This is a genomic window from Xanthomonas sp. LMG 12462 (assembly GCF_009192885.1).
In the GTDB taxonomy this organism is placed as follows: domain Bacteria; phylum Pseudomonadota; class Gammaproteobacteria; order Xanthomonadales; family Xanthomonadaceae; genus Xanthomonas_A; species Xanthomonas_A sontii.
This window is the reverse complement of record NZ_NMPP01000059.1, coordinates 13,344-28,277: the sequence shown is the minus strand read 5'-3', so window position 1 is coordinate 28,277 and position 14,934 is coordinate 13,344. Positions and strand designations below refer to the sequence as shown.

The following is a 14,934-nucleotide window of genomic DNA, read 5'->3' as shown; positions in this document are numbered from 1 at the left end:
AACGCCGGCATGCGCCGGCGTTTCGACTGCGGTTGCCGTGGCGGATCAGGCCTTCGGCGCAGCGCTCTTGCTGGCCTTCTTGGCGACGCGCTTGACCGCCTTCTTGGCGGTCTTCTTGGCCGGCGCGGCGGATTTGGCGGCGCCGCCGGCGATCAGGAAATCGTCGACCTTCTTGCCCTTGGCGACCAGATCGGCCAGCCAGCGCGGCTGCTTGCCGCGGCCGGTCCAGGTTTCGGCGGCATTGGCGGGGTTGCGGTATTTCGGCGGAACCTTGCCCAGTTTGCGGCCCGGCTTCGGACCCGGCTTGCCGGCCTTGCGACCGCGCGCGGCGGGGGCGCCGCCGAAGACTTCCTCGATGCTGTAGCCGTGGCTCTTGGCCAGGCGGGTCAGCTGGGTGCGGACCTTGGCGATGGGAGTGCGCTTGGCGACGATGGACTGCTGCTTCTTGGCGGTCTTGATGAGCGCGCCCAATTGCTTGGCCGACAGGCCGCTGAGATCGATGGTCATCTTTACTCCGGAAAATGGGTGGTGGCCTTCCGCCATTCCCTGGCAGCGCAGAATCATAATGATGCGGAATCGCCTTGACAAATATTCGGCTTATTCGCGCCGGGTATTTCCAGTTGCGATGGCGTTGGAATATGTCCTTATGGATCCATGCCGGGCGTATTCAATTGCGCCGATACCCGCCTGGTTTCCCCCATAACGCGTGACGGCGGCGTAAAGAAAAAGGGCCGGGATATCCTCCCGGCCCCTTTCGTCACGCCTGCAGGCGTGCCAGCAAGGCGGTTCGATCCAGGTGTTCGGCATCGCCGCCGCTGCGCGCGCGATATTCGAAGGTGCCGGCGGCCAGGCCCCGCTCCGAGACCACCACCCGGTGCGGAACGCCGATCAATTCGATATCGGCGAACATCGCGCCGGGGCGCAGGCCGCGGTCGTCCAGCACCGCGTCCAGTCCGGCCTGCTGCAGCTCGGCCAGCAGCGCCTCGCCGGCGGCGTCGACCGCCGCATCGCGCTTGGGATTGATCACGCACACCGCCACCGTCCACGGCGCCATCGGCTGCGGCCAGCGGATGCCGGCGTCGTCGTGGTTCTGCTCGATCGCCGCAGCGACGATGCGGGAAATGCCGATGCCGTAGCAGCCCATCGCCAGCGTCACGGTCTTGCCGTTCTCGTCCACCACGGTGGCGTCCAGCGCCTGCGCGTACTGGCGGCCGAGCTGGAACACATGGCCGACCTCGATACCGCGGGCCAGGCGGATCTCGCCGCCGTCGTGGGCGCGCTCGCCCTCGACCACGTTGCGTAGGTCGGCGACGGCGTCCGGTTCCGGCAGGTCGCGGCCCCAGTTGACCCCGGCCAGGTGGAAGCCGCGTTCGTTGGCGCCGACCACGAAGTCGGCCAGCGCCGCCACGTCGCGGTCGGCGACCACGCGGATCGGCTGGCGCGGACCCAGCGGGCCGAGGAAGCCCGGCTCGCTGCCCAGGTGCGCGAGGATCTCGGCCTCGCTGGCCATGCGGTAGCCGGCCAGGCCGGCGACCTTGCCCAGCTTGATCTCGTTGACCGTGTGATCGCCGCGCACCAGCGCCAGCACGAAGGTCTCGCCGGCCATCACCGCGACCGACTTGACCGTGCGCTGCAGCGGCAGGCCGAGCAGCTCGGCCACCGCCTCGCAGGTCTTCTGGGTGGGCGTGGCGACCTTGCGCAGCTCCTCGCAGGCAGCCGGGCGCGGGGCCGGTGCCGCGGCGACGGCGGCTTCGACGTTGGCCGCGTAGTCCGAGCCGGTGGAGAACGCCAGCGAATCCTCGCCGGAGGCGGCCAGCACATGGAACTCCTGCGAGGCGTCGCCGCCGATGTCGCCGGAATCGGCCTGCACCGCGCGGAACTGCAGCCCCAGGCGGGTGAAGATGCGGGTGTAGGCCGCCTTCATGTTCTCGTACTCGCGCGCCAGGTCCTCGTCGCTGATGTGGAACGAGTAGGCGTCCTTCATCAGGAACTCGCGCGCGCGCATCACCCCGAAGCGCGGGCGGATCTCGTCGCGGAACTTGGTCTGGATCTGGTAGAAGTTGACCGGCAACTGCTTGTAGCTGCTCAGCTCCTGCCGCGCGAAATCGGCGGCGGCCTCTTCGGCGGTCGGGCTGTAGCAGTAGTCCTGTTCCTTGCGGTCCTGCATGCGCAGCATCAGTCCGCCGAACTTGCTCCAGCGCCCGGTGGCGTCCCACAGCTCGCGCGGCTGGATGGTCGGGAACAGCACTTCCACCGCGCCGGCGCGGTTCATTTCCTCGCGCACCACCGCTTCCACCTTGCGCAGCACGCGCAGGCCCAGCGGCGACCAGGTGTACAGGCCGGAGGCGAGCTTGCGGATCATGCCCGCGCGCAGCATCAACTGGTGGCTGACCAGTTCGGCGTCGGCCGGGGTTTCCTTGGTGGTGTGCAGGTGGAACTGGGAAAGGCGCATCGAGGGGCTTCGCAGACGGCGGGTCGCCCATTTTGCCAGTCATTGCCGGCGCTGCGGGCATCGCCCGCGGCCGGCCGCGCGCGTTCGGCTTACTTGGCGGGTGCGGCGGCCGGGGTGCAGTAGGCCTTGATCGCGGCCTCGGCCAAGGCCTTCTGCGCGCCGCGCTGGGATTCGTCCAGTTCTCCGTCCGGCTTGCCGTCGCCATCGCTGTCGGTGGTGATCTTGCCAGGCTTGTCGAGGATGTCCAGGTTCTTGCGCGCGGTCAGGCACTTGGCGTTCTCGGCCGGGGCCGCCTCGGGCGTCTCGGTCGGGGCATCGCCACGGGTGTCGACCTTGCGCACCTGGTACTTGCCGCCGGGGGGCGGGGTCTCGGCATAGTGGGTGACGCCCTGCGCGTCCTTCCATTGGTACAGGGTGGTGGCGCCGAGCATGCCGCTGACGGCGAGCAGGGGCAGGCAGCAAAACCGGGGCAGGGCGCGCATCTCGGTCTCCAGGGCGCGGCGGGAGCGCCGATTGCAGCACCCGCCGACGGGCCTGGCAAGTCGATTAGACTGGCGGGATGGACCCATCCCGACCGCCCCCCCGTTCGCGCACCATCTACCTGCTGCCGAACCTGTTCACCACCGCCGGCCTGTTCTCCGGTTTCTACGCCATCATCGCCGCCGCCAACGGCCAGTTCGTGCACGCCAGCGTGGCGGTGTTCGTGGCCGCGGTGATGGACGGGCTGGACGGGCGCGTGGCGCGGCTGACCGGCACCAGCAGCGAATTCGGCGTGCAGTACGACTCGCTGGCCGACCTGGTCAGCTTCGGCATGGCGCCGGCGCTGGTGATGTACCACTGGTCGCTGTCGGCGCTGAAGTTCGACGGCAGCATGCTCGGCCGGGTCGGCTGGTCGGCGGCGTTCCTGTACGCGGCCTGCGCCGCGCTGCGCCTGGCCCGCTTCAACACCCAGGTCGGCACGGTCGACAAGCGCTGGTTCGTGGGCCTGGCCAGTCCGGCCGCGGCCGGGCTGATGATGGCCTTCGTGTGGTCCTTCGCCGACGGCTCGCTGGGCTGGGACGGCGAACAGCTGCGCTACGTGGCGCTGGGCCTGACCGTGACCGCGGCGCTGCTGATGGTCAGCCGCATCCGCTTCTGGAGCTTCAAGGGCAGTGGCGAGAAGGGCCCGCGCACCGACCGCGTGCCGTTCCTGATGCTGGTGCTGGCGCCGATCGTGCTGGCAGTGCTGGTCATCGACCTGGCCCGGGCGCTGCTGGCGATCGGCGTGCTGTACGCGCTGTCCGGGCCGTGCCTGTGGCTGTGGCGGCGCTGGCGCAAGGTGCCGGACGCGGCATGAGCGAGCCCGCGTCCATGCATGCGCCGTTGTGGTCGGCCGAACAGGTCGGCTGGCTGCAGGCGCTGGGCCACACCGTGTATGTGGATGCCGCGGCCGTGGTCGAGCCCGAGCCCGTCCCGTCGCCGGCGACCGAGCCGGCGACGCCGGTGCAGCGCGCGCCATCGGCATCGGCGCCGCCGCGTGGCGGCCATGCCGCCGACATGCCGGCCGGCGACGCACCGGAGCGGCGTCGCGCACCTGCGCCCCCGGCACCGGCGGTGCAGCCGGATTCCGTGCGTGCGGCGCCCGCGGCAGGGGCGCGCCGGGTCGGGCTGCGCCTGCCCGACCGCCTGCAGATCGCCCTGCTGCGCGCCTCCGGACTCAATCCCAACGATCCGGCCACGCAGGCGCTGATGGCGACCTGGCCGCTGGACGAACTGCGCGGCAATGCGGCGGCCAAACGCGCGCTGTGGCCGCAGTTGCGCGCGCTGCGCAAGCGGGCGCCGCGATGAGCGCGCTCGGCTCGGCGTCGGCGCCGCCGGCCACGCTGCGCGCCCTGCGCGAGGCCGACCTGGACGCGGTGATGGAGATCGAGCGCCGCGCCTATCCGTTCCCCTGGACCCGCGGCATCTTCCGCGACTGTCTGCAGGCCGGTTACCCGGGCTGGGTGCTGGTGGAGGAGGGCACGATCGTCGGCTACGGCGTGATCAGCGTCGCCGCCGACGAGGCGCATATCCTCAACGTCTGCGTGGCGCCCGAGCGGCAGTCGCGCGGCTACGGCCGGCTGCTGCTGCGTGCGCTGATCAAGTACGGCGTCGATCTCGGCGCGCGCCGGGTGTTCCTGGAAGTGCGGCCGTCCAATCCCAATGCGATCGCGCTGTACCACAGCGAAGGCTTCAACGAGATCGGCCGCCGCCCGCGCTACTACCCGGCCGCGAACGGCCGCGAGGACGCGCTGGTGATGGCGATCGAGCTGTTCTTCGACGGCATGTCCTGAGCTCCTGCGCGTCCGCCGCGGGCGGCGTGCGGTTTCGTTCGAGTGCTGCCGCCTGGATGCGGAAGGCGGTGGCACAAGCGCCGGTGTAGGTGATACCGGCCTACTCCCGGCCGGCGCGACGGCGCTGTGCCGCATGCGTCCCCCAACCTGATCCTGGCGATGCCGCTGCAGGCGGTTTGCGATGGTGCCGGCAGGGTTCGTTGTGGCAATCGCACCTGCGTGCTGCGTGTCGATGGGCGAGGCCCGGCGGCTGCCACCTGCCGTTTGCGGCTTTCGGTGTTTTTGCGCTGTCGCAGGCGGCTTCCGCAATGTCGCCTTCTGTCGGTGGGACAGCGTTGTTGTCCTGCAGCGATGGTGCCGCGTCGCCCTGGCGCGCGCAGGCGATTCGTGCGACGTGGTTCACACATTGCGCGGTTGGATCGCGCGTTTCTCCAACGCCTCTTTACACGTGCCACGCGCTGCCTACAGTGCGCGCCTCTTCGGCGCCTGCCTCCCACGAAGGCATGACCCGCAGTTGTCCGAGGGGACAGCGATCGCGCAGACGTCGCCGTGCATTCCGCTGCTGCGGAGCGCGCGCGCCTGCGTCCAAACCACGCACGCTCACGAGGTTTCCAGGATGACCACGCAGTCCCTCATCGCTTCATCGCCGCGCTCGCCGCTGCGCACGTTCGGCCTGGCCCTGTGCCTGGCCGGCCTGGCCGGCGCCGCCCATGCCGACGCCAGCCTGGAGGTCGCCAGCACCGGCTGGGCCACGCAGAACGGCGGCACCAAGGGCGGTTCCAAGGCCGCCGCGGCCGACGTCTACAGCGTCAGCACCGCGGCACAGCTGAAGGCCGCGCTGAAGGCCAGTGCCGGCAGCAACGGCCGCATCATCAAGGTCAACGGCATCATCGACATCAGCGAAGGCACGCCGTACAGCACCACCGCGGACATGAAGAGCCGCGCGCGCCTGGACGTGCCCACCAAGACCACGCTGATCGGCGTCGGCAGCAACGCCGAGATCCGCGAGGGCTACTTCTACGTCAAGGCCAACGACGTGATCGTGCGCAACCTGACCATCGAGAATCCATGGGATCCGCAACCGGTGTGGGATCCGAACGACGGCAGCGCCGGCAACTGGAACTCCGAATACGACGGCATGACCATCGAGGGCGCCAGCAACGTGTGGGTGGACCACGTGACTTTCACCGACGGCCGCCGCACCGACGACCAGAACGGCACCGCCAACGGCCGCCCCAAGCAGCACCACGACGGCGCGCTGGACATCAAGAAAGGCGCCAACTACGTCACCGTGTCGTACTCGGTGTTCAAGTCGCACGAGAAGAACAACCTGATCGGCTCCAGCGACAGCGCCTCCAGCACCGACAGCGGCAAGCTCAAGGTGACCATCCACAACACCCTGTTCGAGAACATCTCCGCGCGCGCGCCGCGGGTGCGCTTCGGCCAGGTGCACCTGTACAACAACTACCACGTGGGTAGCACCAGCAATGCGGTGTATCCGTTCTCCTATGCGCACGGCGTCGGCAAGGAATCGAAGATCTTCTCCGAGAACAACGTCTTCGACATCAGCGGCGTGAGCAGCTGCGACAAGATCGCGGCCGACTACGGCGGCAGCGTCTACCGCGATTTCGGCTCGCTGCTCAACGGCCAGGCGCTGAACTGTTCCTGGAACAACAACATCGGCTGGACCCCGCCGTACACCTATTCGCTGTTGCCGGCGAACAAGGTGGCGGCGGACGTCAAGGCCAAGGCCGGCGCCGGGAAGCTCTGAGGGATCGCTACGCCGCCGCCTGGAAGGCCGGGCGGCGGTGTGCTTGTTGCGTGGAATGCCAGTGCTCGGGCGCAGAGCCGCTTTCAACGTTGGCCGCGCTCGTCGCAGGTGCGTTGTGGGAGCCAACTGAGGGAGCGACTTCAGTCGCGACGAGCGAAGTGCAGATCGCCACCGGCTTCGATAGCAGTCTGGGCTAAGTCCTTCCACCAGTGCACCAAACAACTCGCCGAGAATTTCTGTGGGAGCGACTCCAGAGCGGATCCAATAACGACGGGGACCCGCTTCAGGAGCGGCTTCGGCCACGACAGACAGTATTGCTTGCCGTCTGATGGTGCAGCGCGTCGGGACTGAAGTCCCTCCCACATCGCGCATTCGTCAGACGCGCGATACTGCATGATGATGCCTCCGCCACCGCCGTGATGGGCGGAGGCGGCCCAATCGCTCGCGCTACAGCTTGGCGCGCTGCGCGCGCAGACCGTCGAGTTGCGCGCTCCAGTCGGCCAGGCGCTGGCGTTCCTGCTCGATCACCGCGGGCGGCACCTTGTCGGTGAACTTGCCCAGCTTGGCCTCGCTCTTGTCCTTCTCGGACGCGACACGGGCGATCTCCTTGTCCAGGCGCAGGCGTTCGGCATCCAGGTCGACCAGGCCTTCCAGCGGCACCAGCAGCGTCAGTTCGCCGACGATCGCGGTGGCCGCGGCTGGCGACGGCGCGCCGTCGTCCAGCCACTGGATGGATTCCAGCTTGAGCAGGAAGCGCAGCTGCGCGGCGAAACGTTCGATTCGCGCGCGGTCTTCTGCCTGGCCACCCTGCAGCAGCAGCGGCACCTGCCGCGACGGCGCCACCTGCAGTTCGCTGCGCACGCGGCGCAGCGCCGACACCATCGCCTTCAGCCATTCCACGTCGGCCGCGGCGCCGGCGTAGGCGGCCACGTCCATCGCCGCCGCCTCCGGGTACGGCTGCAGCGAAATGGTCGGCGCGGCGATGCCCAGGCGCGGCGCCACCTGCTGCCACAGTTCCTCGGTGAGGAACGGGGTCAGCGGATGCAGCAGGCGCAGCAGGGTTTCCAGCACGTGCAGCAGGGTGTGGCGGGTGCTGTCGGCGGCGGCCGCATCGTCGCCGCTCAGCGCCGGCTTGGCCAGTTCCAGGAACCAGTCGCAGAACTCGTTCCAGGCGAATTCGTACAGGCACTGCGCCAGCAGGTCGAAGCGGTACGCGGCGAACTGCGCCTGCGCCTCGGCCGTGACCGCCTGCAGGCGCAGCAGGATCCACTTCTCGGCATCGGTGACCGGTGCAAGCGAGGCTGAACCGGCATTCGAAGCGGTGTCCGCGTGGTTCGCCGCATGGGCGCGTGGCGACGCGTTCGTGATGGTCGCTGCGTCCACATCTTCCTGGCGCGTATTCATCAACACGAAGCGGCTGGCATTCCACAGCTTGTTGCAGAAGTTCTTGTAGCCCTCGGCGCGACCCAGGTCGAACTTGATATCGCGGCCGTGGCCGGCCAGCGCGGCGATGGTGAAGCGCAGTGCGTCTGCGCCGTGGGCGATGATGCCCTCGGGGAATTCCTTGCGCGTGGCCTTCTCGATCTTCTCGGCCATGCGCGGCTGCATCAGCCCGGTGGTGCGCTTGGCGACCAGGTCCTCGATGCTGATGCCGTCGATGATGTCCAGCGGATCGAGCACGTTGCCCTTGGACTTGGACATCTTCTGGCCGTCCTTGTCGCGGATCAGGCCGGTGATGTAGACGTCGCGGAACGGCACCTTGCCGGTGAAGCTGTCGGTGGCCATGATCATGCGCGCCACCCAGAAGAAGATGATGTCGAAGCCGGTGACCAGCACGCTCGACGGCAGGTAGCGGTCGAAGCCGCGCTCGGCCATCGCCTGCGGATCCGGCCAGCCCATGGTCGCGAACGGCCACAGCTGCGAGGAGAACCAGGTCTCCAGCACGTCGCTGTCCTGGGTGAATCCACTCTCTAGAATTTTCTCAAGATGCGCTTTTTCGGCCGATGCATCGTCGTCGGTGCGCTGATCGAGCGCCGCCTGGATGATGCGCTTTTGGCACTCGCTGATCTTGTGCGTGAGCTTCTCGCGCACTTCAGCCTCGCTACGCCCGACGTGTGCTTCGCCCGTGTAGTCGAACCAGGCAGGAATGCGATGGCCCCACCACAGCTGGCGGCTGATGCACCAGTCCTGGATGTTCTCCATCCAGTGACGGTAGGTGTTGATCCAGTTCGGCGGCACGAACTGGATCTGTCCGGACTCGACCAGCTCCAGGCCGCGCTTGGCCAGCGCGTCCATCCTCACGAACCACTGGTCGGTCAGATACGGCTCGATCACTTGGCCGGTGCGGTCGCCACGCGGCACCTGTAGCCTGTGCGGCTTGGTTTCGACCAGCAGGCCGAGGTCTTCCAGATCGGCCAGCACCGCCTTGCGCGCGTCGTAGCGATCCAGGCCCGCCAAGTTAGATGGCATGGTGATATCGCCATCAGGATCGTCGATGTTGGGGTAGTAAAGATTGTCTGGAGCGCCCGGTGCCGACCTAGTCAGTGGCGTATTCATGCGCAACTGGGTGCGGGCGGTATGGACGATACGTGCTGAATCGTCCAAAACGTTGATCATCGGCAACCCATGCCGCACGCCGACCTGGTAGTCGTTGAAGTCGTGCGCCGGCGTCACCTTGACCACGCCGGTGCCGAACGCGCGGTCGACGTAGTCGTCGCCGATCACCGGCACGCGGCGGCCGGTCAGCGGCAGCGTCACGGTCTTGCCGATCAGGTGCGCATAGCGCGCATCCTCCGGGTGCACCATCACCGCGGTATCGCCGAGCAGGGTTTCCGGGCGGGTGGTGGCGACCACCAGGTAGTCGCGGGTCTCGCGCAGGGTCTCGTTGCCGTCGGCGTCGTGCTCGACGTGTTCGTAGCTGGCGCCGTCGTCCAGTGTGTAGGCGATCGACCACAGGAAGCCGTCTTCCTCGACGTTCTCCACTTCCAGGTCGGAGATCGCGGTCTTCAGCACCGGGTCCCAGTTGACCAGGCGCTGGCCGCGGTAGATCAGGCCCTGTTCGTGCCAGCGCACGAAGGCCTCGATCACCGCCGCCGACGGCTGCGGATCCATGGTGAAGGTGCTGCGCGACCAGTCGGCCGAGGTGCCGAGGCGGCGCATCTGCCGCTCAATGGTGTCGCCGGAATGCTGCTTCCACTCCCAGACCTTGGCGATGAAGCCGTCGCGGCCCAGCGAATCGCGGGTCTCGCCCTTGCCTTCCAGGGTCAGGTTGCGCGACACCACCATCTCGGTGGCGATGCCGGCGTGGTCGCTGCCGACCTGCCACAGCGTGTCGAAGCCGCGCATGCGGTGGTAGCGCACCAGCGCATCCATCAGCGTCTGCTGGAAGGCGTGGCCCATGTGCAGCGTGCCGGTCACGTTCGGCGGCGGCAGCAGCACGGTGTACGGCGTGCCTTTCCCGGACGGCGCGAAGTAACCGGACGCTTCCCATTGCGCGTACAGACGCGATTCGAAGGAGGTGGGATCGTAGCTGGAGGCGAGGGTGGTCATGGGCTGGGAATCGGGAATCGGGAATGGGGAATCGATGGAGCGCAGAGCAGGGGCCGCCTCAATGCGGCGCTTGGAGAAACGATTCCCGATTCTCCATTCCCGATTCTCCGCTTCATCACATATCGTGCTTGCTGACCGCGTAGCCCTGGGCCTTGTACTGCTTCCAGCGCTCGCGCAGCGGGTCGCGCGCGGACGGGTCGGCCGGCACCACTTCGAGGACGCGGTCGCAGGCGCCCAGGTAGGGCGCATCGCGCAGGTTGATCACCAGCGGTCGCTGCGGCGCGTCGACGCCGGGCGGGACGATCAGCACCTGCGCCTCTTCCTCGTCGGCATCGGCGTCGGCGATCTGGTGCGGGATGTAGGCGTCGGCATCGAACGCCCACAGCAACTCGTCCAGCTCCTCGGCCTGGGCCATGTCGCGCGCCAGCACCAGCGTCCACAGGTTGGCGTCGTTGGCCTTGCGCGCCAGTTCGCACACCAGCCGCAGCGGTTCGTTGAGGAACCGCGGCTTGGCGATCAGGTAGAAGTCGGCGCGCATCAGGGCTGGGAGTGGGGAATGGGGAATAGGGAATGGGAACAGCGGGTAGCGGCGCGTGCGCCGCCTCCGGTTGAGTCAGACAATGCGCTTTTCACGATTCCCGATTCCCGCTTCTCAATTCCCGGCCGCAACGCGGTCGAGCAACCACTGCGACAGCAAGCCCACCGGGCGGCCGGTGGCCATGCCGCGCTTGCCTTCGTCGCTGGCGACGCCGGCGATGTCCAGGTGCGCCCAGCGCTGGCCTTCGGTGAAGCGCGACAGGAAGCAGCCGGCGGTGATCGCGCCGGCCCAGCGGCCGCCGATGTTGTAGACGTCGGCGAAGCTGGAATCCAGCAGGCCCTGGTACTCGTCCCACAGCGGCAGGCGCCAGGCGCGGTCGAACACGTGCTCGCCGGCGGCCAGCAGTTCGGCGGCCAGGTCGTCGTGCTTGCTCATCAGGCCGGCGGTCTGGTGGCCGAGGGCGACCATGCAGGCGCCGGTGAGGGTGGCCACGTCGATCAGCGCCGCCGGCTTGAAGCGTTCGGCGTAGGTCAGCGCATCGCACAGGATCAGGCGGCCCTCGGCGTCGGTGTTGCCGACCTCGATGGTCTTGCCGGACATGCTGGTGATCACGTCCGACGGGCGATAGGCGTTGCCGTCGATCGCATTCTCCACCGCCGGCACCACCACCACCAGGTTCAGCGGCAGGCGCGCGGTCGCCGCGGCGACGAAGGTGCCGATGACGTTGGCGCCGCCGCACATGTCGTACTTCATCTCCTCGATGCCGCCCTGAGTCTTCAGGTTGACGCCGCCGGTGTCGAAGGTGATGCCCTTGCCGACCAGCACGTAGGGCTGGGCGTCGCCGCCGCCATGCCACTTCAGCACCAGCAGCCGCGGGCGGTTGGCCGAGCCGCGCGCCACCGCCATCAGCGAGCCCATGCCAAGTTCCTGCATCTGCGTCTCGTCGAGGATCTCGGCCTCGGCGCCGTCCACGCCCCGGGCGAAGGCGGCGGCGGTCTCGGCCAGGTAGGCCGGGGTGCACAGGTTCGGCGGCAGGTTGCCCAGTTCGCGGGCGAATTTCACGCCGGCGGCGATCGCCTCGCCCTGGGCCAGCGCGGTGGTGTCGTCGCCGTGCACGGCCAGGCGGGCGAGGCCGCTGTCGTCGGGCTTCTTCTTGCCGAGGGTGGCGGTGTAGCGGTAGCAGGCGTGGTCGCTGGCGATCACCGCCTGGCGGATCGCCCAGGCCTGGTCGCGGCCCTTGACCTCCAGCTCGCTCAGGGTCAGCAGCGCGCTGGCCGCCGGCCCGCTCTTGAGGGCGCGCGCGGCGTCGCCGACCGCCTTCAGGTATTGCGGCACGCCGAACTTGGCGGCGTCGCCCAGGCCCACCGTCAGCACGCGCGGCGCCTGCACGCCGGGCAGGTCGTGGAGCAGGGCGGTGGCGCCGGTCTTGCCGCTGACGTCGCCGCGCTCGGCCAGCGCGGTCAGGCGTCCGCCGCTGGCCGCGTCCAGGGCCTGGGCGGCCGGGGACAGGCGCTTGTCGGCGAACACGCCGACGACGATGCAGTCGAACGCCGCGGTGGCCGGGGCGTCGTGGTTCAGGGTGAATTCCAGGGCCATTGATCAGATTCCGTTGGCAAATCCGTACAATCGCGGACTCTTTACCCCCAGTCGGATAGGCTGGGGCAGCCGCGAACGAATCCGAGAGTTTAAATCAACCCACCCCCATGCCGAAGCTCGATCGATACCTGCTGCGCGATTTCGTCCAGAGCTTCTCGGCCACCCTGATCGTGCTGCTGGTGGTCAGCGTCGGTGGTGTGCTGGTGGACATCCTGGGCAACATCGCCGATGGCCGCATCCCGGCCAAGTTGTTGTTTTCACAGCTGGGCCTGCAGTTCGTGGTGTACCTGCCGCTGATCCTGCCGCTGGCGCTGATGCTGGGCCTGCTGCTGGCGCTGGCGCGGCTGTACCGCGACTCGGAAATGGCGGTGATCACCGCCATCGGCGTGGGTCCGCGGCGCCTGCTGCGGCCGATCCTGATGCTGGTGATCCCGGTGGTGACCCTGGTCGGCATGTGCTCGCTGTGGCTGGGCCCCTGGGCCGACCGCACCTCCGACCGGCTGATCGACGAGGCCAACCACAGCCTGCTGATGGCGGGGCTGGAGGCCGGGCGCTTCACCCCGCTGTCCGATGGCGGCATCGTCTACATCAGCACCCTGTCCGGGGACGGCACCAAGCTCAGCAAGGTGTTCATGCAGCGGCAGAAGGATGGCCGCCTGGACGTGGTCACCGCGCAGCGCGGCGCCATGTTCTTCGAGGGCAAGGCCGACCGCTACCTGCGCCTGGAGGACGGCTACCGGGTCGAGGGGCCGCTGGCCGGCGACGGGCTGGACTACCGGATGATGCGCTTCGTCAGCAACGACGTGGCGCTGCCCGACCGCAACGCCGCGCGCAAGGACGATGACCCCGAACTGCTGCCCACCGCCAAGCTGATCGGCGATCCGCGCCCGCAGGCCAACGCGCAACTGCATGCGCGCCTGGCGCCGCCGCTGCTGGCGCTGGCCTTCGCGCTGCTGACCCTGCCGCTGTCGCGCAGCTCGCCGCGGCAGCAGCGCTATGGCCGGATCATGCTGGCGTTCCTGGCCTACCTGGTCGGCACCAACCTGATGTTCCTCGGCACCCAGTGGCTGAGCACCGAGAAGCTGCCGCGCGCGCTCGGCCTGTGGTGGCTGACGCTGCCGTTGCTGACGCTGGCGGTGTGGATGTACCTGCGCGATGGCCGGCTGTCGCGGCCGCGGAGGCAGCCGGCATGAGGCTGCGTCCGAACCTGCACGATGTGTACGTGGGCCGCGCCGTGCTCGGCACGGTGCTGCTGACCTGGGCGGTGCTGCTGGGCCTGGACGTGATCATGGCCCTGTCCAACGAGTTCAAGGTCATCGGCACCGGCAGCTACAGCCTGGGCCATGCCGCCGCGTTCGTGGCCTACACGGTGCCGCGCCGCGCCTACACCCTGTTCCCCACCGGCGCGGTGATCGGCGTGCTGATGGGCCTGGGCCAGCTTGCGGCCACCTCCGAACTGACCGCGCTGCGCGCGCTGGGTCTGTCGCGGCGTCGGCTGAGCCTGGCCGCGGCCTCGACCATGGCCGTGCTGACCGTGGTCATGGTGGTCAACGGCGAGACCCTGGCGCCATGGGCGCAGAACCAGGCCGATGCGATCAAGGCCAACGCCAAGTACAACGGCGACATGAGCATGGCGCGCTATTCCGGGCTGTGGGCGCGCGAGGGCAACACCTTCCTCAATGCCCAGGCCGGCGAAGAGCACCTGGAGGACGGGGGCGGCACCTGGCTGGAGCTGCGCGACGTGCGACTGTACACGCTGGACGAGAGCGGCCGGCTGGCGTCGCTGACCCATGCCGCCATCGCCGAGCACCGGCACAACGGCTGGACGCTCAAGCAGGCCTACCGCGACACCTTCGCCGAACGCTCGGTGCAGCGCGAGAAGTTCGACAGCCTGCCGTGGCAATCGCAGCTGGACGCGGCGGCGCTGGCCTCGGGCCTGGCCAAGCCGCGCAACCTGTCGGCGCGCGACCTGCACACCAGCATCGAGTACCGCCGCCGCAACGGCCTGGACGCGCGCGACTACGAGGACCAGTACTGGAGCCGCTGGTTCTATCCGCTGAACGTGCTGGCGCTGTGCTTCGCCGCGATCCCGTTCGCGTTCGGCGCGCTGCGCAGCGGCGGCATGGGCAAGCGCCTGTTCCTGGGCATCCTGTTCGCCCTGGTGTTCTGGCTGCTGCAGCTGTTCTTTGGCCGCATGGCCGGCGCTCTGAAGTTCGACTACCGCATCGCCTACGCCTTGCCGCCGCTGGTGATGCTCACCGTGTCCTGGTTGCTGTTCCGCAAACGCAGCAGTTAGCGATGCGGCGTCCGAGCACGACCGGGCTGGCGTTCTGCGTTCTGTATCTGGCAACGATGGCGTGCTGCCAGTGGCTGGCGAGCAATCCGCATTTCGATGGCCATGTCCGGTCGTTGGTGAAGATACTGCCGTTCCTGCCCATCTTGCTTCCGCTGGCCACAATCGGACTGATGCCGCTGCTGGATCGGTTGCCGCAGGCCGTCGTGCCGTTGCTGTTGCTCCTGTGCATGCTGTGGGCGAGCTATTGGCTTGGCCGATTCCTGGAGCGGTGGATCGGCGCCAAGCTCGCCTCGCGCAAGGCCGAATCGCTGCGCAAGCACCAGGATCGGTAATGACGATGCTCGCCGTCTTCGCACGCCACGTGGGTCACACCCCGCCGCGCGCCCAGGCAGTGCAGTCAGGGCTTCGTTTTCGGTAGCC

General features: G+C 68.4%; 13 protein-coding genes. 7 read left to right on the top strand and 6 right to left on the bottom strand.

Going from position 1 to position 14,934, the window contains the following annotated elements; genetic code table 11:
- Positions 1-45: 45 nt before the first annotated feature.
- The 3 genes from CEK69_RS14600 to CEK69_RS14590 form a co-directional block, all read right to left on the bottom strand.
- Positions 46-507 carry an H-NS histone family protein gene (locus tag CEK69_RS14600; RefSeq protein ID WP_148828841.1) on the bottom strand — a complete coding sequence of 154 codons (462 nt, stop codon included), beginning with the start codon at positions 505-507 and terminating at the stop codon, positions 46-48.
- A gap of 250 nt (positions 508-757) precedes the next feature.
- Positions 758-2,452, bottom strand: coding sequence for a proline--tRNA ligase (locus CEK69_RS14595; protein WP_152246354.1), 1,695 nt, complete (start codon positions 2,450-2,452; stop codon positions 758-760).
- Between the two features lie 89 nt (positions 2,453-2,541).
- Positions 2,542-2,934, bottom strand: a complete 393-nt coding sequence (locus CEK69_RS14590; protein ID WP_148828843.1) for a DUF4124 domain-containing protein — start codon at positions 2,932-2,934, stop codon at positions 2,542-2,544.
- Between the two features lie 77 nt (positions 2,935-3,011).
- On the opposite strand from CEK69_RS14590, the gene pssA reads away from it, so the two are divergent.
- The 4 genes from pssA to CEK69_RS14570 all read left to right on the top strand — a co-directional run bounded on the left by pssA (position 3,012) and on the right by CEK69_RS14570 (position 6,535).
- A complete protein-coding gene (gene pssA, locus CEK69_RS14585) occupies positions 3,012-3,788 on the top strand; it encodes a CDP-diacylglycerol--serine O-phosphatidyltransferase (protein ID WP_017913906.1) in 777 nt (258 codons plus the stop codon).
- Between the two features lie 14 nt (positions 3,789-3,802).
- A complete protein-coding gene (locus CEK69_RS14580) occupies positions 3,803-4,279 on the top strand; it encodes an alanine acetyltransferase (protein WP_193314001.1) in 477 nt (158 codons plus the stop codon).
- Entirely contained in the window at positions 4,276-4,764 is a 489-nt protein-coding gene (rimI, locus tag CEK69_RS14575) for a ribosomal protein S18-alanine N-acetyltransferase (protein WP_010343574.1), read from the top strand. Before CEK69_RS14580 ends, rimI begins: the two co-directional genes overlap by 4 nt.
- A gap of 616 nt (positions 4,765-5,380) precedes the next feature.
- Positions 5,381-6,535, top strand: coding sequence for a pectate lyase (locus CEK69_RS14570; RefSeq protein WP_017907928.1), 1,155 nt, complete (start codon positions 5,381-5,383; stop codon positions 6,533-6,535).
- Between the two features lie 447 nt (positions 6,536-6,982).
- Here the strand turns inward: CEK69_RS14570 and CEK69_RS14565 are convergent, their stop codons facing one another.
- From CEK69_RS14565 to CEK69_RS14555, 3 genes are all read right to left on the bottom strand, one after another.
- Complete coding sequence (locus CEK69_RS14565) at positions 6,983-10,084, bottom strand: valine--tRNA ligase (protein WP_152246350.1); 3,102 nt, start codon at positions 10,082-10,084, stop codon at positions 6,983-6,985.
- A 115-nt stretch (positions 10,085-10,199) separates the two neighbouring features.
- Positions 10,200-10,625, bottom strand: a complete 426-nt coding sequence (locus CEK69_RS14560) for a DNA polymerase III subunit chi (protein WP_026144777.1) — start codon at positions 10,623-10,625, stop codon at positions 10,200-10,202.
- 111 nt (positions 10,626-10,736) lie between these two features.
- On the bottom strand, positions 10,737-12,218 hold the full coding sequence (locus tag CEK69_RS14555) for a leucyl aminopeptidase (RefSeq protein WP_152246348.1): 1,482 nt from the start codon (positions 12,216-12,218) through the stop codon (positions 10,737-10,739).
- A 107-nt stretch (positions 12,219-12,325) separates the two neighbouring features.
- Here CEK69_RS14555 and lptF point away from each other — a divergent pair, with 107 nt between their 5' ends.
- The 3 genes from lptF to CEK69_RS14540 are packed head-to-tail and all read left to right on the top strand — an operon-like array spanning position 12,326 to position 14,846.
- Positions 12,326-13,411: an LPS export ABC transporter permease LptF gene (gene lptF / locus CEK69_RS14550; RefSeq protein ID WP_152246346.1), complete on the top strand. Its 1,086-nt coding sequence runs from the start codon at positions 12,326-12,328 to the stop codon at positions 13,409-13,411.
- Positions 13,408-14,514, top strand: coding sequence for an LPS export ABC transporter permease LptG (gene lptG / locus CEK69_RS14545; protein ID WP_017916644.1), 1,107 nt, complete (start codon positions 13,408-13,410; stop codon positions 14,512-14,514). Before lptF ends, lptG begins: the two co-directional genes overlap by 4 nt.
- Before the next feature lie 2 nt (positions 14,515-14,516).
- On the top strand, positions 14,517-14,846 hold the full coding sequence (locus CEK69_RS14540) for a hypothetical protein (protein WP_043093260.1): 330 nt from the start codon (positions 14,517-14,519) through the stop codon (positions 14,844-14,846).
- Positions 14,847-14,934: the final 88 nt, after the last annotated feature.